This is a genomic window from Petralouisia muris (assembly GCF_004793545.1).
Taxonomy (GTDB): Bacteria; Bacillota; Clostridia; order Lachnospirales; family Lachnospiraceae; genus Petralouisia; species Petralouisia muris.
In genome coordinates this window covers 84239-107508 of record NZ_SRYA01000002.1, presented here as the reverse complement: position 1 = coordinate 107508, position 23270 = coordinate 84239, and the positions used below count along the sequence as shown (strand labels likewise).

The 23270-nt window shown below is 45.6% G+C and carries 19 protein-coding genes; 6 read left to right on the top strand and 13 right to left on the bottom strand.

Translation table 11 applies throughout. The features are described from left to right. Positions 1 to 36: 36 nt before the first annotated feature. Positions 37 to 648 (top strand): N-acetyltransferase, encoded by a 612-nt coding sequence (locus tag E5329_RS01620; RefSeq protein WP_135987835.1) that lies wholly within the window; start codon positions 37 to 39, stop codon positions 646 to 648. A 95-nt stretch (positions 649 to 743) separates the two neighbouring features. Beyond that, positions 744 to 1802 carry a DUF4097 family beta strand repeat-containing protein gene (locus E5329_RS01615; protein WP_135987834.1) on the top strand — a complete coding sequence of 353 codons (1059 nt, stop codon included), beginning with the start codon at positions 744 to 746 and terminating at the stop codon, positions 1800 to 1802. A gap of 174 nt (positions 1803 to 1976) precedes the next feature. Here the strand turns inward: E5329_RS01615 and E5329_RS01610 are convergent, their stop codons facing one another. From E5329_RS01610 to E5329_RS01600, 3 genes are read right to left on the bottom strand one after another with little or no spacing between them, the layout of a single operon-like run. Then, the gene (locus E5329_RS01610) at positions 1977 to 3677 is read right to left on the bottom strand and encodes a [FeFe] hydrogenase, group A (protein ID WP_135987833.1); all 1701 of its coding nucleotides are present in this window, start codon (positions 3675 to 3677) and stop codon (positions 1977 to 1979) included. A gap of 11 nt (positions 3678 to 3688) precedes the next feature. Then, the gene (locus E5329_RS01605) at positions 3689 to 5578 is read right to left on the bottom strand and encodes an NADH-quinone oxidoreductase subunit NuoF (RefSeq protein ID WP_135987832.1); all 1890 of its coding nucleotides are present in this window, start codon (positions 5576 to 5578) and stop codon (positions 3689 to 3691) included. Positions 5579 to 5614: 36 nt separating this feature from the next. After that, positions 5615 to 6139, bottom strand: a complete 525-nt coding sequence (locus tag E5329_RS01600) for an NADH-quinone oxidoreductase subunit NuoE family protein (protein WP_275442911.1) — start codon at positions 6137 to 6139, stop codon at positions 5615 to 5617. 289 nt (positions 6140 to 6428) lie between these two features. On the opposite strand from E5329_RS01600, the gene E5329_RS32490 reads away from it, so the two are divergent. From E5329_RS32490 to htpG, 4 genes are all read left to right on the top strand, one after another. Next, complete coding sequence (locus E5329_RS32490; RefSeq protein WP_408634636.1) at positions 6429 to 6587, top strand: ATP-binding protein; 159 nt, start codon at positions 6429 to 6431, stop codon at positions 6585 to 6587. Between the two features lie 8 nt (positions 6588 to 6595). Continuing rightward, positions 6596 to 6826: a hypothetical protein gene (locus E5329_RS30345; protein ID WP_275442909.1), complete on the top strand. Its 231-nt coding sequence runs from the start codon at positions 6596 to 6598 to the stop codon at positions 6824 to 6826. Between the two features lie 17 nt (positions 6827 to 6843). Continuing rightward, the gene (locus E5329_RS01590; RefSeq protein WP_135987831.1) at positions 6844 to 7518 is read left to right on the top strand and encodes a DUF234 domain-containing protein; all 675 of its coding nucleotides are present in this window, start codon (positions 6844 to 6846) and stop codon (positions 7516 to 7518) included. Between the two features lie 206 nt (positions 7519 to 7724). Further along, on the top strand, positions 7725 to 9833 hold the full coding sequence (gene htpG / locus E5329_RS01585; protein WP_135987830.1) for a molecular chaperone HtpG: 2109 nt from the start codon (positions 7725 to 7727) through the stop codon (positions 9831 to 9833). A 126-nt stretch (positions 9834 to 9959) separates the two neighbouring features. Here htpG and E5329_RS01580 read toward each other — a convergent pair whose 3' ends face one another. From E5329_RS01580 to E5329_RS01540, 10 genes are read right to left on the bottom strand one after another with little or no spacing between them, the layout of a single operon-like run. Next, positions 9960 to 10952: a peptidylprolyl isomerase gene (locus E5329_RS01580; RefSeq protein ID WP_135987829.1), complete on the bottom strand. Its 993-nt coding sequence runs from the start codon at positions 10950 to 10952 to the stop codon at positions 9960 to 9962. Positions 10953 to 10966: 14 nt separating this feature from the next. Next, positions 10967 to 12364 carry an NAD(P)/FAD-dependent oxidoreductase gene (locus E5329_RS01575; RefSeq protein ID WP_135987828.1) on the bottom strand — a complete coding sequence of 466 codons (1398 nt, stop codon included), beginning with the start codon at positions 12362 to 12364 and terminating at the stop codon, positions 10967 to 10969. A 57-nt stretch (positions 12365 to 12421) separates the two neighbouring features. After that, positions 12422 to 12685: a glyoxalase gene (locus E5329_RS01570; protein WP_135987827.1), complete on the bottom strand. Its 264-nt coding sequence runs from the start codon at positions 12683 to 12685 to the stop codon at positions 12422 to 12424. Positions 12686 to 12722: 37 nt separating this feature from the next. After that, positions 12723 to 13316 carry a Maf family protein gene (locus tag E5329_RS01565; RefSeq protein ID WP_135987826.1) on the bottom strand — a complete coding sequence of 198 codons (594 nt, stop codon included), beginning with the start codon at positions 13314 to 13316 and terminating at the stop codon, positions 12723 to 12725. A 54-nt stretch (positions 13317 to 13370) separates the two neighbouring features. Further along, positions 13371 to 14024, bottom strand: coding sequence for an HAD family hydrolase (locus E5329_RS01560; protein ID WP_135987825.1), 654 nt, complete (start codon positions 14022 to 14024; stop codon positions 13371 to 13373). A 20-nt stretch (positions 14025 to 14044) separates the two neighbouring features. Next, a complete protein-coding gene (locus tag E5329_RS31475; RefSeq protein WP_330571882.1) occupies positions 14045 to 14176 on the bottom strand; it encodes a hypothetical protein in 132 nt (43 codons plus the stop codon). Between the two features lie 25 nt (positions 14177 to 14201). Next, positions 14202 to 15458 carry an AAA-like domain-containing protein gene (locus E5329_RS01555; RefSeq protein WP_330571881.1) on the bottom strand — a complete coding sequence of 419 codons (1257 nt, stop codon included), beginning with the start codon at positions 15456 to 15458 and terminating at the stop codon, positions 14202 to 14204. Between the two features lie 39 nt (positions 15459 to 15497). Next, a complete protein-coding gene (locus E5329_RS01550; RefSeq protein WP_135987824.1) occupies positions 15498 to 16049 on the bottom strand; it encodes a GNAT family N-acetyltransferase in 552 nt (183 codons plus the stop codon). Between the two features lie 35 nt (positions 16050 to 16084). Beyond that, positions 16085 to 19705: a helicase-exonuclease AddAB subunit AddA gene (gene addA / locus E5329_RS01545; RefSeq protein WP_135987823.1), complete on the bottom strand. Its 3621-nt coding sequence runs from the start codon at positions 19703 to 19705 to the stop codon at positions 16085 to 16087. A 5-nt stretch (positions 19706 to 19710) separates the two neighbouring features. Next, positions 19711 to 23118: a PD-(D/E)XK nuclease family protein gene (locus E5329_RS01540; RefSeq protein WP_135987822.1), complete on the bottom strand. Its 3408-nt coding sequence runs from the start codon at positions 23116 to 23118 to the stop codon at positions 19711 to 19713. Positions 23119 to 23270 lie beyond the last annotated feature (152 nt).

Sequence of the window (23270 nt, the reverse complement as noted above, 5' to 3'; positions counted from 1 at the left end):
TAACTGACAGAAAAGCAGTACGTAAGGAGAACCGCAATGACTATCAGAAAAGCAGACGTTCAGGATCTGGAACAAATCTTATCCATCTACTCCTATGCAAGAGAGCAAATGGCGTTAAGCGGCAACCCCAGCCAGTGGGGAACAGAGAAACCAGATCTCAAAACAATCCGGCAGGATATAGAACAAGGCAGACTGTTTGTGATGGAATCTGAACTGGAGAATGCGCTGGAAAAAACTGCTGATATCAAACTAGAGAATGCGCCGGAAGAAACTGCTGATATCAAACTAAAAGATGCGCCGGAAGAAACTGCTGATATCAAATTGCCGGATGCTTCCGGCAGACAGATCGCCGGAGTATTTGCATTTCAGATCGGAGAGGAGCCCACCTACCAGATCATTCAGGGCAGATGGCTCAATGATTTTCCCTATGGAGTCATACACCGCATTGCCAGCGCCGGCCGGCAAAAAGATATCCTGGCTGAATGCCTTACGTTCTGCAGCGCCTTCACCTGCAACCTCAGAATCGACACTCATGAAAACAATCTTATCATGCGGCATCTGTTAAAAAAGAACGGATTTCAGGAATGCGGGATTATTCATGTGGAAGACAAAAGTCCCCGCATTGCCTTTCAGCGCTGCATAGAATAAATCCAAATAATTCTTTCTGATCCTGAAGTCATCCTCCAGTCTGTATCGTTTTAATTAACAGAGAGAAGATACAGACTTAAGAAGGAGGATACGTTATGAAAAAATACAACAACTTGTTAGCCCTTGTCATCGGCGTCGCTGTCTTTGCCGGCATTCTGTGTTCCGGCATAATCATTGCTGATGGTATCCGAACTGGCTCCGCAGCTTCCGCACGCAGAGATTCGCCCCGCAGGGAAAAATATCCGGAGCCTCACACACTGGAGAAAACAACACTGGAAGAATTTTCAGAAATTTCCATTGATTTAGACTACGCCAATGTGTCCATACTGCCATCCGACGGCTTTTATCTGGAATACCAGCTGGACGGCAAAAGCAGCAAACCAGATTACGGCGTATCCAACGGAAAATTTCATTTTCAGGAAGGCCAGACGAAAAATCGCTACCTTATTTCCCTGAATTTGTTCGGAAATCCGGTCAATCAAAAACCCCTATACTTAAATCTCTATGTCCCCAAAGACCACTATTTTGATCTGCTGAGCATGTCCATAGAAAGCGGAAATTTGGAAATAGAACAGCTCAATGCCGAAAAAGCGGATCTTTCCCTGGAGTACGGCAACCTGACCCTTGGGGATTTTACCGGAAATACTCTGAACATTTCTTCCGAATCCGGCAATATTGATGTGAATGCCCTCACTTGTGAAAACTTAAACATTTCTGCTTCCTACGGAAACTTTACAGGCAGCTCCGTTTCAGCCTCCAGAGAAGGGAAATTCTGTTTGGAATCCGGCAACCTGGAAATTTCTTCCTTGACAGCAGACGCCTGCTCCATTGACGCCGATTATGGCAATTGCTCCATTGACCGTTTCCAGGCAGGAAACAGCACATTTTCTCTGGAATCCGGCTGTCTGAACCTTAAGAATGCAGTCCTGGAACGGACAAAAGTCAACGCAGAATACGGGGACGTGACACTGGAACTGACGGATAAAGTTACAGATTACAATTATGATCTGGAGGCAGAATACGGAACCGTTGAAATCAACGGAAAAAATATAGATGCAAAAGAAGACGGAACCGTCCATTACCAAAAACAAGACAGCAACATCAAACATGAAATTTCGGTCCGATGTGAAAGTGGAAACATCAAGATACGATAAATCCGTCATCATTCGTCTTGACGAAACGAACATGCCTTTGTGCATAAATATTCAAAAATGAATGGCAGGGCTGTCGGAAAATATCTGAGTTCCTGTAATAGATTATGTGTACATTTCAATTTCCGACAGCCCCATTTGCCAATTTTACTGCCAAATTATGCAGAATACAACATATTACGTTTCCGGCGCATAATGCACATGCAGAAGCTCATGCTCCCGGTTCTTCAGCAGATCATTGTACAATGTTTCCACCAGAGGATTTTCTTCACTGCGCTTAATCTGCATTGCCTTGTCATTCTTATACAGGCCTTCCGCGCGCATCCGCTTCTCTGTGGAACGGGCAAAGGGCTGGCCCGCTCCGGCCACACATCCTCCCGGACAGGCCATCACTTCCACGAAATCAAAATGCTCTTCCCCGCTTTCTATTTTCTGCAGCAGGTTATCTGCATTGCCAAGACCGCTGACAATGCCAATCCGTATCTGCCGCTCTCCAAAAGGAAGCTCACAGATTTTGACTCCGTCCATACCCCGGGCGCCGATAAATTCAATCTCTTTTAACGCCTTGGGACTCTTATCTTCCACCACCCGGCGCACGGCCGCTTCCGTCACTCCGCCAGTAGCTCCAAAAATCACTCCGGCTCCGGAAAAAATAGAAAAAGGCATGTCATAGGCTTCCGGCTCTAAACGGTCAAACCGGATACCGATTTCCTGCAGCATGGTAATCACTTCTTCGGAGGTCAGCACATAATCCACATCCGGCGCTCCTTTTCTCTTAAACTCTTCCCTGGACGCTTCGAATTTCTTGGCCGTACAGGGCATGATTGCCACGGATACTGTTTCTTTTCCTTCTTTTTTATCCTGTTTCCGGTAGTATTCCTTTACCACTGCGCCAAACATTTCCATGGGAGACTTGGAAGTGGACACATATTTCATCAGATGGGGATACTGCGTTTCCACAAAACGAATCCATCCGGGACAGCAGGAGGTAAACAGGGGATATTTCCTGTCTTCTTCCTCCAGGGCTTCCAGCAATTCCTCCGATTCTTCCATAATGGTAAGATCCGCTCCCACAGAGGTGTCAAAAATAGCGTCTATTCCCAATTTACGCAGGGAAGCCACTAATTTCCCAATGGTATTTTCTCCCGGCTCGTACCCGTAAGCCTCGCCGATTGCCACACGGACTGCCGGGGCAATCTGCACCACCACCCGCTTTTTCGGATTGTGAATTGCCTCCCACACATCATGGCTGTCACGCTTAATGGTAATGGCGCCTGTAGGACAGACTGCCGCGCACTGTCCGCAGCTTACACAGTTGGTATCTGCAATATCCCTTCCAAAGGCAGTGGAAATCTCCATTTTCGAACCCCGGTGGGCGAAATCAATGGCTCCTACATGCTGAATCTCACTGCACACCCGCACACAGTCCCCGCACAAAATGCATTTATTGGGATTGCGGACAATGGCCTTAGAGGAAGTGTCAGTGGGACGGATGGGATTGGTATTTTCAAACCTTACCCCAGGAATTCCGAATCTGGTAGCCAGCTCCTGCAATTTACACTTTCCATTTTTCTCACAGGTGGTGCAATCCCTGCAATGGGCCGCTAACAGCAGCTCCAGAATACGTTTTCTGTGATAGTAAAGCTGCGGCGTATTGGTGCGAATTTCCATTTCATGCTTCGGCGGCGTAGAACAGGAGGCAATAATCCCTCCCCACTGATCCTCCACTACGCACATACGGCAGGCGCCGTAAATGGACAGATCTGAATAATAACAAAAGGTCGGTAAAATGATTCCTGCTTTCCGAATGACTGCAAGAATGTTTTTTTCATCGGTAAACGATACACGTTCGCCGTCAATGATCATATATTTTTCCATGTCCAGGCCTCCTACACTTCTTTTACTGCGTGGAAATTACAGCCTTCTTTGCAGGCTTTGCACTTAATACATTTCGAGGTATCAATGGTAAACGGCTTCTTGACTTCACCGTAAATAGCTCCAACGGGACAAAGCTTCGCACATTTGCTGCAGCCCTTGCACTGCTCGGGATCAATTTGAAAGGATACCAACGCCTTGCACTGCCCGGCAGGACATTTTTTATCCACCACATGGGCCAGATACTCTTCCCGGAAATATTTCATGGTGCTTACCACAGGAAACGCCGCCGTCTTGCCTAGTCCGCAGAGAGCCGTTGCGGAAATGGTTTCTGCCAGTTCCTCTAACAGCGTGATATGCTTCATGGTTCCCCTGCCTTCGCAGATATCATTTAGCAGCTCTAACATCCGCTTGGTGCCTTCTCTGCAGGGAATGCACTTGCCGCAGGACTCATTCTGGGTAAAATTCATAAAAAACCTTGCCACTTCCACCATACAGCTCTTGTCGTTCATTACCACAAGGCCGCCGCTTCCAATCATCGCCCCCACTTTTTTCAGGGAATCAAAATCCAGATGAAGATCCAGATGGTCTTCTGTAGGATTGATGCAGAGACATCCTCCAGAGGGCCCTCCGATTTGCACAGCTTTGAATTCCCCGCCTTTGACTCCTCCTCCGATATCAAAAATAACTTCCCGAAGCGTAGTTCCCATAGGCACTTCGATCAAACCAGTATTCATAACATTTCCCGTTAAGGCAAAAGCCTTGGTTCCATGGTTTTTATCCGGTCCTATGGTTTTATACCATTCCGCCCCTTTCACAATAATTGGCGGCACATTACAATAAGTTTCCACGTTATTCAAAACTGTCGGCTTCTCAAACAGCCCCTTCTCCACCGTGCGGGGCGGTTTCACCCTGGGCATACCCCGGTTTCCTTCAATGGAGGCCGTCAATGCAGAGCCTTCTCCGCAGACAAACGCTCCGGCTCCCTGACTGATTTTCAAATCGAAATCAAAACCGGAATTCAGGATATTTTTACCCAGCAGCCCTTTTTCCTCTGCTTTGTTGATGGCTGTCTGCAGCCGCTCCACTGCCAGAGGGTATTCAGCCCGCACGTAAATATAGCCGTAATGAGCTCCTGTTGCAATTCCGGCAATCAGCATGCCTTCAATCACCCGATGGGGATCGCCCTCCATCATGCTCCGGTCCATAAAGGCTCCCGGGTCGCCTTCGTCGCCGTTGCAGACCACATATTTCACTTCTTCCTTCTGGGCCAGCACCTGTGCCCATTTCCGGCCGGTGGGAAATCCGCCGCCGCCCCGGCCCCTTAAGGACGCCTCTGACACTTCATCTACAAGCTGCTTGGGCGTCATGTCAAACAGCGCCTTCGCCACTGCACGGTAACCGCCTACCGCTATGTATTCCTTAATGGATTCTGCATTGATCCGCCCGCAGTCCTCCAATGCAACGCGGGTCTGCTGCTTATAAAATGGAATTTCTTCCTGCTTTTCATAGGATTTTCCTTCCTGATCATGGTACACCAGACGCTCAATTACACGATCATTTACAATACTCCCTTCAATGATTTCCCTGCAGTCTTCTGCTTTTACTTTAATATACAAAATACCTGCCGGCTCAATCCGAAGCAGAGGCCCCATTTCACAGAATCCATGACAGCCGGATTTCTTCAGTCCTATACTATCGCCGTGAGGCTCCTTTTCCAGCACCAGGGCGCATTTAATGCCCCGTTCCATCAGAATTTCCTGCATTCTTGCATAAATATTCAGAGAACCTCCTGCCACGCAGCCGGTTCCAGCGCAGATCAAAATCTGCTTTTTCTGAGTCTTCAGCGAAGCTGCATATTCTTTTCTTCTGGCTTCTAATTCTTCTCTCGTATTAATTCTCATTGCTGGCCTCCTCTCCGGCCTTTTCCATCCCTTCGATTAATTTTCATCGTTGGCCTCCTCTCCAGCCTCTGGGCTTTCTTTCAATTCCTGAATCAACGCCCTGGCCTTTTCCGGGGTCATGGCAGGATGCACCACATCATTCACCGTACAGACCGGCGCCAGCCCGCAGGCTCCCAGGCAGGAGACTGTCTCAACCGTAAACATCATATCCTCCGTGGTGGGCTTTGCCCCGGTCACTCCCAAAAACCCCCGAATTTCATCCAGAATCGCCGTGGACTGACGCACATGACAGGCCGTCCCGTCACAGATTTTAATGATATATTTTCCCTTGGGCTCTAAGGAAAAATTCTCATAAAACGTGGCTACCCCATATACTTTTGCTTCGCTTAAATGCAGTTTTTTTGCAATATAGCAAAGCATTTCCTCCGGCAGATAACGGTAAACCTTCTGGATATCCTGCATAATTCCGATAACTGCCGTCTGGTCATAGCTGTGAGATTCCAAAATCTCATCCAGTATCTTTTGATCCTTTGCTTCCAATCCTTCTCCTCCTTGTTTCACATATTCCGAACTCCTACTTGTTTCCTACTTCCACAGTATAACATTGTTAAATAATTAACTCAATCATTTTGTATTTTTTTCATGGAGATTAACAGCAATTTTCATACAAATGTTACCAATTGTACAGTTTTTAGAAAAGAATTACGGCACAAATGCATAAAACCGCCCATAAACCGAAGGGAAAGGAAAAGGTTTGCTTTCCCTCTTACCTGTGATATTCTGACTATACAAAGAACCAAGGGAACCATTGCGAATTGTTTCTTTCCCTAAATTAATTTGGAGGAAAACCATGTTTGCAGGCCGGCAGAAGGAAAGAAAAAAGTTAGAACTTATGTACCAGGAGGATTCGTTCCAATTTGCAGTAATTTACGGAAGGCGAAGGGTAGGGAAAACTACTCTGATTGCAGAATTTATCAAAAAAAATCAGCAATTTCCTATATCGCCATAGAGGAAACCATGAAAGAAAATCTCATGGGACTTTCTGGCGCCATGATGCAGGTAACGGAACAGAATGCCGTATATCAGGACTTTGAAGTTCTTCTGGAAGACATCGACCTGCTGTGCCAAAAAGAAAAATTATTTTTGCCACTGACGAATATCCCTATCTGGCTGCATCCTATCCGGCAATCTCATCCCTGTTACAGAAACACATTAACGCTTGCTGGAAAAACACCAATCTGTTCCTGATTTTATGCGGCTCTTCTATGAGCTTTATGGAACATCAGGTGCTTGGTTACAAAAGCCCCTTATACGGCAGAAGAACAGCACAGTTTAAACTCAAACCCTTCACCTTTTTTGAGTCCAGAGAATTATTAAATGGATTTGAACCCCAACTGGGAATTATAAAAAAGGAATGCCCTGTGACAGAGAAAGAGAACAGCAGAAAAACCATTTACCACTTGGAAGACAGCATGTTTCTGTTCTGGTATCGCTTTGTACGTCCAAATATTACAACCATTTCCATGAATGCCGGAACATTTCTCTATGAAAACTATATCAAGCCGCAGCTCAGCGATTTTATGGGCAGCATTTTTGAAGATATCTGCCGGCAATATCTCTATCGGCCGGACATCTATCCCACTCTTCCATTTCCTTTTGGAACGCTGGGCAGATGGTGGGGATCTAATCCAGCTCAAAAACGTCAGGAAGAAATTGACATTGCCGCCATTGGGGAAAACCGAATTCTTCTGGGAGAATGCAAATGGAAAAATGGGAAAGTCGGTGCAGATGTTTTAATGACTTTAGTAGAATGCGGAACGTTGTTTTCCTATCCTGAAAAATATTATTATGTATTTTCCAAATCCGGATTTGAAGAAACTACCAAGAAGCTGGCAGAGGAATTCGGCATTCGAAGAATTTCTTTTACGGAAATGCTGTAACCTGATACAACAGAAGCCCGCCCTCCTATCCGTCAGTTTATAAACTTTTAATAATTATCCAACCCCTTGATTTTACTGGCTTTTTCGTGTTTTGTTAGCACTCAGGTAAGAAGAGTGCTAAATATCTATTGACTTTTAAAAAAATGAGGCTTACAATCTTCTATAGAATGAAGCAACCAGATTAAATATAAAGGAGTGTAATCATTATGAGCAACAAGCATGGAAACCTTTCCATTAACAGCGACAATATTTTCCCCATTATAAAAAAATGGCTGTATTCCGACCATGACATTTTCTACCGTGAATTAATCTCCAACGGATGCGACGCCATTACCAAGTTAAAGAAGCTGGATTTGATGGGAGAATATGAACTGCCCCAGGACTTTGAGCCCAAGATTCAGATCCTGGTAAATCCGGAAGAAAAAACACTGAAATTCATTGACAACGGCCTGGGAATGACTGCAGAGGAAGTGGAAGAATACATCAACCAGATTGCATTTTCCGGCGCTACGGATTTTCTGGAAAAATATAAGGACAAGGCCAGCGAGGAACAAATCATCGGTCATTTCGGACTGGGCTTCTATTCTGCATTCATGGTGGCGGATGAAGTGCATATCGACTCTCTCTCCTACCAGAAAGACGCTGTTCCTGTCCATTGGGAATGTGACGGCGGCACCGAATTCGACATGACGGACGGTTCCAAAGCAACCGTGGGAACAGAAATCACATTATACCTGAATGAAGACTGTCTGGAATTTGCCAACGAATACCGGGCAAGGGAGGTCATTGAGAAATACTGCTCCTTCATGCCTACCCCAATTTTCCTGAACAAAGAAAATGCAGAAACTGAGTACGAGACAATTCCTGCAGAGGAAGTAACAGAGAAAGACACTGTTGTCGAAACCATCATTGAAGAAGCAAAATTTGAAGAAAAAGAAAAGGAAGACGGAACCAAGGAACAGGTAGAGGTATCTCCCAGAACGGAAAAAGCCAAAATCATCAAACGTCCGGTTGCCTTAAACGATACCCATCCCCTCTGGACCAAACATCCCAATGACTGTACCGACGAGGAGTACAAAACCTTTTACCGGAAAGTGTTCCAGGATTACAAGGAGCCCCTGTTCTGGATTCATCTGAACATGGATTATCCCTTTAACCTGAAAGGAATCCTGTACTTCCCCAAAATCAATACAGAATACGATTCCATAGAGGGAATTATCAAATTATACAACAATCAGGTATTTATCGCTGACAACATCAAGGAAGTAATCCCGGAATTTTTGATGCTGTTAAAAGGAGTCATTGACTGTCCGGATTTGCCGCTGAATGTATCCAGAAGCGCGCTGCAAAACGATGGTTTTGTCCAGAAAATCTCTGATTACATCACCAAAAAAGTGGCAGACAAATTAAGCGGCATGTGCAAAACCGACAAAGAAGCCTATGAAAAATACTGGGACGATATCAGCCCCTTTATCAAATTCGGCTGCTTAAAGGATGAGAAATTCTGCGACAAAATGAACGATTACATTCTGTTTAAAAACCTGGATGACAAATATCTCACGCTTCCGGAATGTCTGAAAACAGAAGAAGAAAAAAGCGGCAACGCTGCTGAGAATACAGATGCTTCTGAAAGCGCTGACGCTTCCCAACAGGAAGAAGCTTCCAACAGTGAAGATACCTCTGAAGAAGCTGCAGAAGAAAAAGACACCCGCAAACCAGTATACTATGTCACCGACGTTCAGCAGCAGGGACAGTATATCAATATGTTCAAAGAACAGGGCATGGACGCCGTTATTTTAGACCACAACATTGATACCTCTTTCATCACCCAGTTAGAGCGCAGAAATGAGAAAATTAAATTTGTCCGCATTGACGCTGATCTGACGGAATCACTGAAAGAAGAAGTTTCAGAAGAAGAATTGAAAGAAGCAAAAGACGCCTTGACAGAAACCTTCCGTAAAGCCCTGGGCAATGAGAACCTGAAGGTATCTGTAGAAAAATTAAAAAATGCAGATATTTCTTCTGTCATCACGCTCTCCGAAGAAGGGCGCCGGATGCAGGATATGATGAAAATGTACGGTATGGCAGGAATGGATCCTTCTATGTTCGGCGGAGATCAAACCCTCATCCTAAACGCCAACAATATCCTTGTGAAATACATTTTAGAGCATAAGGATTCCCAACATGTTCCGGTATTCTGTGAACAGCTGTATGACCTTGCCATGCTGAGCAATCACCCATTGCCTACCGACGCCATGAGTAAATTTGTGGCAAGAAGCAATAAGATTATGATGCTCCTTGCAGATATCCAATAGAAAACTGCTTCCCGCCCCTTAGGACTGTTCTTATTTTCCTGCAAAGAGGCGAAATAAACTGCCCCGCTGCCTGCATCCGGTTTCTTCCAGAACGCTTAGGCAGCGGGGCATTATCTTCTTATGACGTTACCAGGTACAATATTTCTCATATACATCAAAAAAACTGTCTGTTTTCACTTCCTTGTTGATTTCCACTTTTACTTTATCCCAGACCTCTTCATTAAACTCTGAGGAAAGGGTATCCAGAAATTCCGTATATACGTCATCAAAGGCTTCTTTCCTGCGGTTTTCCAAAATGACGGATTTATTGTCGTCTGTTTTCTCCTGATTGTAATGGTTGATGCACTTAAAGAAATAATAGCCCTTCTCCGTCTTGATTCTCTTGCTGACCTGATCATTTTCCAGTGCAAAGGCCACCTCTTCCACTTCCGGCGGCACATCATTTCTGCCGAAGGTTACCTCGATCTCAGGAGCCTCATTGTAAATATTGGCCACAGAGAGAAAATCTGCATCTTCCTTCAGCTGATTCTGGACATTCTTTGCCTTTTCCTTGTCTGTGACAAAAATCTGCTGGGCTTCCATAATCCGTGCTTCATCATCGCTGACCTCGTCATCCACCCCCTGGGTCAGATACGTGTACAGCTTATTTGCAAGGCCGTAGCGTTTATAGAGAATTTCAATGTCTCCCTGCTTGACATGCATATATTCCCGCTCAGTTTCATTCAGCGATTCATAATATTCCCTTGCCGCCTCTTTGATTTTCTCCTTCTCTTCCTTTGACAATTCAATATCATTTTCTGCCGCCAGAAAATCCATGGACATAATCTGAGCCAGTCTGGAAATCGTCAGATCCTTCACATATTCCTCCAGATCATGATTGCCAAATTCATGCTTCCACAATTCAATTCCGTACATCGTAGCGTACATATTCTGATAATTTGTCAAAACCACCCTGGCTTCCGGCAGAGTGCAGACTTCATCTTTGATTTTAAATACATCATTTTCACTGAATCCGGCGCTGACAGTCACCTGAGTCTTCCCCAGTTTACATCCCGCCAGACATAGAAAAAACAAACTGCATACTACCGCTGTCACTGTATATTTGATATATTTTTTCATTTGTATCTCACCTGTTAATTCATTTTCGTTAAAATACTGCGGGCTGCGCTTAACCCATTGGCCGACGCCTGCTGAAGCCCTCTGGTGACGGAAGCTCCGTCTCCAATAGCCCTCAGTCCTGCAATATTTGTCTCAAACTCTTTATTTACCACTACTTTATTGGAATAAAATTTCACTTCCACCCCATACAGCAGCGTTTCATCGCTGGCAATTCCCGGCGTCACTTTATCCAGAGCCAGAATCATCTCCTCAATATCCACCATAATCCGGTGGGGAAATACCAGGGATAAATCCCCCGGCACCGCATCCTTCAAGGTGGGAATCAAATTGTTCCTGCAAAGGCGCTCTTCCGTAGTGCGCCTTCCTCTCCGGAAATCACCGAAGGTCTGCACCAGAATCTTGCCGTCACAAAGCATATTCGAAAGCTGAGCAATTTGCTTGCCGTATTCGATAGGCGTCTTGAAAGGCTTGGTAAAATTCTTGGAAACCAGCAGGGCAAAATTGGTATTGCTGGTTTTCAATTCACTGGACTTATAGGCGTGTCCGTTGACTACTGCAAGGCCGTTGTCATAATATTCCGCCGCCACCTCGCCGGAAGGATTGGTGCAGAAAGTCCTTACCTTATCATCAAAAGTAGGCGTGTGATAAATCAATTTCGCCTCATAAAGATTCTGATTCAGAAATTCCATCACTTCATCCCGAACCTCTACGCGGACTCCGATATCCACAGTCCCTACCAAGGTTTCTATTCCCTGCTCCTTGCATACATGGCTGAACCAGTCAGCGCCTTCCCGTCCGATGGCGCAGACAATTTCATCTCCGTAAAATGTCTCGCCCTGATCTGTAATCACGCCTTTGGCCCTGCCGTCTTCCACAATGATATTTTCCACCATGGTTTTAAACTTCATCTCTATGCCCTGCTCCAGTAAATGCTCCTGAAGCCGCATATAAATCTTGTAGCCTTCCTCTGTGCCAAGATGCCGGATGGGACACTCTACTAATTTCAGATTGGCGTTGATGGCTTTTCTCCTAATTTCCCGGATTTCTTTCTCTTTTCCCAATCCATATACACTGTCGTCTGCACCGAATTTCAGATAAATCTCATCGGATTCCTGAATCAATTCCACCGCCTTTTCATAGCCTAAAATCTCCGGCAGATTCCCTCCCACATCCGGGGACAGAGACAGCTTTCCATCGGAAAAAGCGCCTGCTCCCGCAAATCCTGTGGTAATGGAGCAGGGCCTGCATCCCACACAGACTTTCGTTTTCCGCTTGGGACACTGACGTTCTTCAATTCTTCTTCCCTTCTCCAACATTAATACCCGAAGATCCGGATTTTTATGAATCAGCTCGTAGGCGCAGAATATCCCGGAAGGACCTGCTCCTACAATAATTACGTCATAGTTACTCATAGTTTTCTCCTGTCTTTGCTTCCATCACCAGAAACTCTCCGTGGCGTTTTCTCTTTCCTAGGCTTCTACCACCAGATATCTTCCGTCCGGCAGTGCAAATACTTCAGATGCATCTTCCAGATCTTCATCACTCATCTGGGCAATGTCAGCCCCTTCCTCTTCGAAATACTCCCGCACTTCACGGATATTCCCACATATCACCGCCATGCAGTCTTCCAGAAATTCCTCCGCTTCTTCAGGATTCCTGACTACTTTTTCATCAAATAACTGTAGTTGATGCTTTAAAAAATATTCCAGACAAATTTCATCATACTCATTCATATTATTCCCTCCTGCTGCTTCTATGATAGTATGAATCTCACAAAATTTCAATGCCTGATTTTTCCAATTTCTGAAAAATTGCCGCCACTGGAAGTCCTACCACGTTATTATAGTCTCCCACAATCTTTTCAATATAAACGGCGCATTTTCCCTGAATCCCGTAAGCTCCCGCTTTATCCATGGGTTCTCCCGTTTCTATGTAAGCTTGAATCTGCTTCTCTGTCATGGGATACATAAAAACTTTCGTTTCTTCATACAAAGAAATTATTTTTTCAGAACCAGAAGCTTTTACAACCATTGTCACTCCGGTAAATACGCTGTGTTCCCGGCCGCTAAGCATTCCCAGCATCCTTTTTGCATCTTCCGGATCTTTGGGTTTCCCCAGTATTTCTCCGTCAAAAGCCACAATTGTATCCGCTGCCAGTATCACAATATTTCCGGCTTCCTGATAAAACTTTCGGGCCACTTCTTCTGCTTTCTGGCGGGATAAATCCAGCACTGCCTGTTTTGGCTTTGCACTGACAATCACTTCTTCCCCCACTGCCGGAATTATTTCAAATTCTGCGCCAATCTGCGTCAGAAGCTCTTTCCGCCTGGGAGATGCGGAAGCAAGAATTAATCTGTATTTCAATGACACTCACCTGTTCCTTTCATTTTCTTAAAGCGATAACGGAAAGCTGTTTTTTCACAGCATCGCCTCTTTTTGACTGCCAAGCTCCGCCGCGCTGTTTAATATTTTCAAATACGGATATTCCTGAAAATCTTCTGCGACAGTGGTTCCTGTCAAAACTGCAATGAAATCTACGCCTGCTCCCTGAGCTGTTTTAGCGTCTACAAGGCTGTCTCCCACATACAGAATATCCTCCAAAGAAACCCCAAACTGCTCTTTGATGTTCCAGACTCCTTCCGGATCGGGTTTTGGTTTTTTTACATCCTCCACCCCGATAATAGAGTCAATCAAATGCTCCATCTGATGAGCTGCAAGAATCTGCTTAATTCGATAGTGGTACTTGGTTGTAACGATGGCAGTCTTACGCCCTTTGCTATGTACCTGCTCCAGCATTTCTTTTATCCCGCCGTAGAGTTTGGTATTATTTACCATCACTTCATCAGCTTTTTCCCGAAAATACTGTTTAAAGGTTTCCATTTCCCCACTGTCGCTCCTGCCGGTAAGAACTTCATAAATTTCTTCCAAAGACAGGCCGACAGTCTTCACAATGCGGTCCTCTGGCGCAGGTTTCAGGTTCATTTTTTCCAATGCAAAATTAATGCTTGCAATGATTCCTTTTGTGGAATCTCCTAATGTATAATCAAAATCAAAAATCATTACTTTTTTCACGTTTACCGCCTTTCTGTGGTCTATACGACTGCTTCAATAATCACTTTGCCTTTTGCAATAACTTCATGAACGCCTATTTGCTTTTTTTTATTAAAACAAAAGCTGAGCATATATCCCTGATCCAGCCCATAATCAGCCAAATATCCTGCCAACTGATTTTCGCCGCGGGTATTATATTCATTTCCTCTTATCCTGAAGAGACGCCTTATAGATTTCCAAAGAGTGTATCTCATCTTCCGAAAGAAAATGGTTATATAGCAAAGTATCAAAAATACGGTTTGCCGGCACAGCTTTTCCGCTCTCATTTTTTATAAAGCCAAACATACTTGCCAGATTAATTGCTGGATTGGTAGGACTATAAGTAATGCTCTTTCCCAAAAACAGAAGTTCTCTCAGCATTCGGTTTAATTCGGGATAGTCCGACAGCTTGCCAATCAAAGATTCAAACAACATGTTATTTTCGGAAAGCAGCATCCGCACAGCTTCCAAAAAACTATTTTTCGTCCACACATTCTGAGAATGCCCGGAAATCTCTGTTGAATATTTTTCTGCCACAGCCGCTGAAGCTTTGCCCCTGTCTGAAGACTGTTTCCAAATATCAGTGGAACATATCTTTTCATCCATCAATTTACACAATCTGGATACCAGATATGGATAACCGGAGGTATAATGATACAACAGCCCTGCCAATTCCTCTATATCCATTCCTGTATGGCATTCTTCCTCATATTCCCGAAGCATTCCTGCAATTCCCTGTTCCGACAGGCTCATCTCTACATCAAAATCTGCTGCAATGTTCCATGGGCTGGTTCTCTTATGTTCATCCTCAGAACGCAATTTCCTTTTCAGGTTTTTCACATCATATACTCCTGCAAGAATCACAGAATGAAAGGTCTTTGTTCCCTTCGTGTCCCGCTCCAGATAATAGCTCCGCAGCTGAGCAAGGAAATCTAAAAACACTTGATGAGTCGACGCGCTGTCTACTTCATCGATCATAAGCACAAGCGCTTTTTCAGAATCTCCACAAACTGACAAAAGATATTCAAACAGCGCCAGCAAGTCAAATCTTCCATCTCTTCTCTGAAATGCCTCCTGCATTTCTGCAATCAGCTCTTCCATACCAATTATTTTGTTTTCCTGCCTTTTCATTTCCCTCAGGAAAATTTTCAGGAATGCAAGAGAAAACGCATTCTCATTTTGAAACGCTGCACTTCCCTGAACCTGAAAATCAAGACTTACTACAAGGTAATCCTGATCCAGCGCTTTTGCCAATGCAGTCAATGTGGTTGTTTTTCCATACTGGCGGGCACAGTTTATGGTAAAATAATCTCCGGCATCCACCATTTTCCGAATCTGGCTGATTCGGTCCGTCAAATCCACCATATAATGTTTTTCCGATATACACAATCCTGTCACATTAAAACTTTTCTTCATTTACAGCAGCCTCCTGCTATTTTTCCGTCACTACAAGAATCACTGTACCAGCTTCTTCATCATCCAATCAGCATCCTCATAGGCGCCATCCTTATATTTCATATTATTCGGAAAGGTCCCATACTTTTGAAACCCAAGACTCTCATACAGCCGGATGGCACGCAGATTGCTAGCCGCCACCTCCAGCTCTGCCTGCTCGTAACCCATATTACGGGCTGCAAATAACGCTTCCTCCATCATTTTTCTGCCAATTCCGCTGCCGCAGTATTTCTGATACAGCGCAATGGCCACATCGCACCTGTGAGCATAGCGGGAAAAATTGCCAAGACCTGAGACAGAGCAGTTGCCAATATGCGCCCCATTTTCAAAGGCCAGCAGCAGCAGGTCCCGGGCTGACTCTTCCCTTTCCCTGATAAAATTCTTTTCCTGTTCCAGGGTAAGAGTAACTTCCCCCGGCTCACGGATCAGATACGGCGTTTCCCCATAAATGATTTTCATATAGGACAGCAGCGCTTCTGCGTCCTCTTCCCTGGCGCTGCGCAAAAGAATAGTCCTTTCGCCGATTTTCACTCGCTTATTATCATAAATCAAAATTATCCTTCCTTTCTCTTCCTTAATAGAAAATTTTACACAGGAACCACTTCTCCCAAGCAGAAGGAATACAGCAGCCGTTCCTTTACCTTCTTTCCAACAGAACGTTCAATGGCTTCCTGGTACAATCCCAGCTGGGCACGGTAAAGGCCCGCAAGCTCCCAGGCGGCTTTCACCTGGTCTGTTTTATAATCCAGCAGTACGATTCCGTCCGGTTCTTCAAAAAACACGTCAATAATTCCCTGAATTAATATCATTTCCTCACTGTCGCTGTCCTCTAACACTTCACTGGCAGGCTTCCCCATCACAAAAGGTTTCTCCCGATATAATTTCCCCTGCTTTGCCGCCTCCTGCATCCGTATTCCCAAATCTGTTCCCAGAAATTTTTCCAATGCAGGAATAGAAATGAGATCCAGAAGCTCCCGTTCCATCTGTTTTTGTTCTTCCATTTCCTGAAGCTGCCCCTGCAATGTTTCCAAGGGCCTGGTAAAATCATAGCATTCCAGAACACGGTGCATGGCAGTTCCCCGTTTTGCTCCAAGATTCTCTTCCTGCACGCCTTCCATAAATGCAGGAATATATCGCTGAAAATCCTCCTGCTGCATTCCTGTAATCGGAACTGACAACACAGTTTCTCCCTCAAGAAACCGCTCCATTGCCCGGTGCTTGATTTCCGATACCGACGCCTTCGTCTGCATCGTCACCTCATTTTCATATGGATATTCATAGGAGAAACGTTCCTCAATCCGTTTCTCCCATTCCGGCTGGGCCTCCTTTAATCCGGCAAGCAGCTGAATTCTGGTTAGCCCTTCCTGAACGGCCTCCTGAACTTCCAGCTCCTCAAGCTCCCTCTGCTTTATCAGCGTAACCGGCAGGTTATCCTTCATACTGCTTGCCGCCAGCAGTAAAAACTGCAGAAAGGTATTGCTGTTCAGGCGGCTTAAAAACGTAAGAAAACCGTCTTCTGTGGGAATGGCCTGCAAAGTTTCCAGCTTTTCTTCGGCCTTTTTCAGCACTCCCGTCAATACCAGTTTTTCTTTTGCCCTGGTTAACGCCACATAAAGCACACGCAGCTCTTCCCCAATGTTTTCCATGGTTACTTTTCTGGCTAAAAACTGTCTGGTAAGCCCCGGCGTCCGCAGGCGGCGTTCCAGATCCACCACATCCATGCCAATGCCAAGCCCCGGATGCAGCACTACTCGTTCCCTGATATCCTGGGCATTGAACATTTTTCCAAGACCTGACACAAATACCACTGGAAATTCCAGCCCCTTGCTTTTGTGGATACTCATAATCCGCACTGCATCTTCTGCTTCCTCTCCCTCTGCAAGGGGAAAATCCACATCATACTTCTGCAATTGTTCCATATAACGGATAAAATGAAACAGCCCCCGGTAACTGGTATTTTCATAAGCAATCGCTTTTTCTATCAGCATTTCCAGATTTGCCTGCCGGATTTCTCCTCCCGGCAGAGCAGATACATAAGCCTGATACCCGGTTTCTTCCAATGCCTGGCAGAGCAGTTCATGAATCGGTGTATAGCTGATCTTTTTCCGGAACTTTTCCACAAAGCACAAAAATTCTCTTAATTTTTTCTGCAGCTTGCTTTCCGATATTCCTTTTGTATACTGTTCCTCTCCGGCTCTGGTTTTGGCGTATTCCATAACCGCCTGGTAGAATTTGCCATCGGGACAGGAAGTCCGTATCACTGCCAACTCCTCTCCCTCAAGCCCCACAATGGGGGAAGCCAGCACAGAAGCCATAGGAATATCCTGTCTTGGATTATCCAGAATCCGCAGCAAGTTCAATGCCGTCTGCACTTCAACCGCCGAAAAATATCCTGTTCCGGCAGCAGCCCTTGCAGGAATTCCCATTTCGCCGAGAACTTTTACAAACGCATCTGCCCAGCCAGTCATAGAACGGAGAAGAATCACCATATCGGAATAACGAACCGGCCGAAGCGTTCCCGGATGATCCTTTTGGGGCATTTGCGCAGTAACCTGCTGTGTCTGCATCAGCTTTTGGATTTCAAGCCCTACGGCTTTTGCCTCCAGCTCCTGGACTTTCAGATCCTTATTCTCTTCCTCCGGCTCAATGACCAGAAGCTTCGGCTCAAACATTCCCGGTTCCCCTTCCGGAAACACTGCGCCCGGATAAAGAGCCGCTTCCTTATCATAAGTAATATTTCCAATATCCTCTTTCATAATCCGATAAAAAATATCATTCACTCTCTGCAGCACCTCTGGCCTGCTGCGGAAATTCATATGCAGATCAATTCTCTGACAGTTACTTTCCTCCCGGGTATAGGTATGGTATTTTTCCATAAAAAGCTCCGGCCTTGCCATTCGGAACCGGTAAATACTCTGTTTCACATCTCCTACCATAAAAATGTTGAAAATTTCCTCTGACTCCTTGGAAACAGCCTTTAAAATTGTCTCCTGCACATAGTTGGAATCCTGATATTCATCCACCATGATTTCCGCATAATTTTTTCTCAGCTCTAAAGCTGTTTTTGAGGGCTTTCCAGCCGTATCCTCCACCAGAATCTTCAAAGCGAAATGCTCTAAATCATTAAAATCCATCATATTTTTTTCCCGTTTCTTCTCTGCAAACTTCTGCATAAAAGAAAGGGTCACTTGGATGAGCATATCCACAGACGGCCGATTTTTTTTCATATCCCAAAGCATCTGCTCCGGGCTCTGGAAAAAGAACTGTTCTGTAATTTTTTTGACGGAATTTTTTACTTCATTCCGCAGCTTCTGCACCCGTTCCTTTTTGGCCGGATCTCCGTCAAATTTCCTGGCAGCCGGCAGCCGTCCAAAGGAAAATCCACGAATTTTCTCATAGTACTGGGAATAACTTCGGCACTTTGCAATGCTTTCCATGGCCTGGGCTTCTTTTGTCAAAAGCTCTTCATACATCAGAGGCCCGTCTTCTTCCCGGCTGAGATTTCTGCAGATTTTCATCTGCAAAGCCCACTGGCCGGCAATACTGTTGAAGTAAGACAGCAATTCTTCTGCCAAAGGAAGGCTTTCAAACTCTTCCATGTTTTTTGCCTGAAAAGGCCTTTTACAGTCCTCTAACCACTCCTCCACCCAGGGATAACTCATGGCAAACTCAAATAATTTCAGCACCGTTTCTTTCAGAGGAAGATCATTTTTTCCAGTGGCAATGGTTTCTGAAAGGGCAAGGAATTCCGGCTTTGCTTCTTTGTAATATTCCTCTAAAACCTGATCCAGCACATCGCTTTTCAGCAGTTTCAATTCCCCTTCCTCTGCCACCCGAAAATCAGGATCAAGCTCAATCCGGTGGAAAAAATTGCGTATCACATAGAGACAAAAACTATGTATGGTGGTAATCTGCGCATTATGCAGCAAAGTCTGCTGCTTCTGCAAATGGCTGTGTTCCGGCTGCCGCTCCAAAGCCTTTTCTATGGCAAGGCCGATACGTTCCCGCATTTCCGCAGCCGCCGCATTGGTAAAAGTCACAATCAAAAGCCTGTCAATATCCACCGGACGGCTGACATCCGTAATTTTCCGGATAATCCGCTCCACTAACACTGCGGTCTTTCCGCTTCCCGCCGCTGCAGACACCAGGAGATTCCTGTTCTCAAGTTCAATGACCTGCTGTTGTTCTTTGGTCCACTGCTTTTCCACGTCTCCTACAGCTCCTTTCGCATTTTTTCCAAAATCTCTGCTTCATCCCTGATATTCTCCAGCTTCCGGTAATTCCAGCCTGGGGAGGATGGATCAAATCCGCAGACGCCATGGTAGGGACAATAATCGCAGCCGGTATTGTCTCCCAGCTGATAAGGTTCTGCGCCGATTTCCCCATCAAAAATTTTCCTTCCGATATCACGGATTTTGTGGCTGACATAGCGGGAGAGAATCTGAAATTCCTCTGTCCCGGCTTTTTTTGATTTTTTGCTGACGCTTGAATCTTCCCCTTCCCCGGCAATTCCCTTCAGCTTCAGTTCCTCCAATATTTTTTCCTGGATTTCTGCATCCGTACTGGCGGAGTTTCCTTCCACCACCGGATCGTCCAGATGGTAATAATACATGCCGCCGGGAAGCACTTCTTTGTCCGGGTATTTCCGTTTCATAAGCTCCATGGCGGAATTCAGATAAACTACAAGCTGAAGCTGCAATCCGTGATACAACGACAACAACTGAAATTCCCGGTTTCCTGATTTATAATCAATCACCTTCACATAGACCTGATTTCCCTCTTTTCTGGCGTCTATCCGGTCAATTCTGCCTCTGAGGCGCATTCGTTCCTCTTCGCTTAACACAAAATTCACCGCTTCCAGATTCTCCACAAAAGAAAAGGAAATCTCATATCCCTCCGGCGTAAAATGGCTGGTCTGAATCTGCTCTGTGATGGCCTCAATGGTACGCCTTAAAATCCGCTTCATCCGTTCCAAAAGGTAGGCAGTTCTGGCCTCCTGAAACAGCATGCTGCCAAGGCCTGACCCCAGCGTTTCCTCCACTGCCTGCTGAATCAGCCTTTCTTTTACTTCCTCCGGCACATCAAACCAATGGTAGCCCTCTTCCTCCATGTGATTGGAATAACGCTCCAATGCCTCGTGAAACATATTCCCCATATCCACCGGCGCAAATTCTCCCAGACTCCGTTCCTCCAGCTTCAGCCCATACTGGAGAAAATGCCCGAAGGCGCAGGCGCTGAACTGCTCTAAGCGGGTCACACTGTTTTCCAGCACCTTACCGTACAAGGCGCGAACTACCTTGGCCCCCACAGGCGCCGCATGATACTGATAAAACGCCGCTTCCAAAAACCGGGACGCCTTCTCTTTCCACAGCTCCTCAGACAGATACCAGCGGCACAGCCCCTTCCACTCGGGATACATCATTCCTTTTTGGGCCGCTTTCAGGCCCTCCACCAAAAATTTCAGGCTGCTTTTGGGCGTTACAATCTGCTCCATGCCCAAAGCTTCTTCCACCCGCACCGGCAGAATATCCGGAAACATTTTAAACATGGCGCTGATTAAATAAGATTTCCTGGCTTCCTTTCCATCCTGGCTGACCCGAAACCAGGTTATATATAATTTTTCCGAAGGCTTGGTCAGATTCAGATACAGATAGAATTTCTGGATAAAACTCCGCTCTCTGTCCGTCGGCGCAAGCTCCATGCCGTGGGAAGCAAACCACTCCCGATCAGACTGAGAAATAATTCCCCCATGCTGGGACGCTTTGGGAATCAGCCCATCATTCACGCCCACAAAAAACAGAACTTTGACATCGGAAAGCCTGGTTCTTTCTATATCACCAAATACCACCCGATCATATCCCGGAGGTATAATCCCCACAGCAGCGGCCTCCAGGCCCGCTTCCAAAATCTCCCTGTATTCCCGAACGCCCATCCGCTCTTCTCCCAGAAGCTCTACCATCTTATCCAGCAAATCCATCACAATTTTATAAATCTGGGCATATTCTTTGGCCAGAGCGTTCTCTCCCTCCTGGCTGAACTGCTCTTCATATTCTTTTAACTGGCCTTCCACATTCAATTGATACATCAGAAGATAAAAAGCCCTGGATTCCTCCAGCACTGTATGATAACTCCCCTTCTCCTTCTGAAAACTTTCCCGCAGAGGCGCAAACTGTTCCGCAAACTGCTCCCGCAGCTCATTGATCCGATCCAGTTCTTCCTGAGACTGTACGCAGCCTCTTCGCACCCAAGGCTCCTGCCATTTCTTAAATCCCCGAATTCCTTCTGCCAGAAGGTAATTCTCCAGTAAATCCACCTGTTCCCTGTCCCATCCTGACAGGCCGCACCTAAGATAACCCAGCACTGTTTCATAGGAAAAATCCTGCTCCAGCAGCAGAAGGGACTGCCTGATAAATTCTGTCATGGGATGGAACACAATATTTTTTCTGGCGTCCAAAAACAAGGGAATCTGATAAGCGTCAAATATCTCATTTGCATAATTTCCATACAACTCCACATCTCCGCATACAATAGCAATGTCTTTGTAACGGTAATGCTCCTCCCGTACCAGCCGCTTGATTTCTCTGCCAATGAAATGAAGCTCCTGCCTGGGGTTTAACAGGGAAAAGAACCGGATATCCTGATGGTTTCCCGCCGTCTCAGCAGAAAGGCTGACTTTCTCTGCTTCCCTATGCTGGGCAGCAGGGGAAACCAAATAGGGCTTGGGCCGAAAGCGGAACAAATTCCGCTCCAGCCACAGCAGTGCAGGGGAAGCTGCAAACCGGCTGTTTTTTGTATGGCGCACCCAATATGGCTCCTTTACTTCAATATGATTGCGCTCCGCCAGACTCAGCAGCGTTCCAATGGTCTTTTTACTCATATAAAAAAGCTCCTGAATCCCCTGGCATTGATAGGGGTTTTCTCGTTCATCCAGCGTCACCGTCACCACAATCTCATCAGTAAGCCTTAAAAGCGTTTCCAAAAGATAATACTGCACTGGGGTAAATCCGGTAAATCCATCCAGCACAATGACAGAACCCTTCAGAATCTGGGAACGGTCCGCCGTCTGCGCCAGAACTTCTAAAAGATCCTCTGCCGTAATATATTTTCCTTCCAGATAATCCAAAAATCCCTGATACATCGTCTGAATATCCTGAATCTTATGGCGAAACAGCGGCGACTGCTCTTCATCCTGAATAAAGGCGTCCAGCTGCCCAGGCAGAATCCGGTACTGCGTCAGTTCAGAAATTACAGATTTTACCTCACTGATATATCCAGTTTTTTTCATACTGGCTTTCAAAAGCTTCAGATTCTCTTGCTGCTCCTCCGCCACCCGGCGCAGCAGAAGATTCTTACCTGTTTCCTCTAAGATGCTGAGCTTTCCCATACCCAGCTCGTCAAAAACCCGGTATGCAAGCCTGGGAAAGCTGACCACATCCACATTCATAATACTGTGGTTTTCCTGCCGCCTTACCAGCTCCCTCTGGGTCTGCATGGTAAACTGCTCCGGCACTAAGACAAAAAATGTCTTATCCTTTTCTATTTTTGACTGCTCCAACAGCCTCCGGTATACATAGTCTGATTTTCCGCTGCCGGAACCTCCAAAAATCAACTGCAATGACATTTATGTACCTCCTATGTCTGAGAAAGTTTTTCCGGCTTTCATACACAGAAACAGAACTTTCCATATCATTCCGCCTTCTTTTCCATCCGCCTCCATTAATTAAAAAAACATCCTGAATGGAATTTTCAAAATCTTATATACTTAGGAACTGT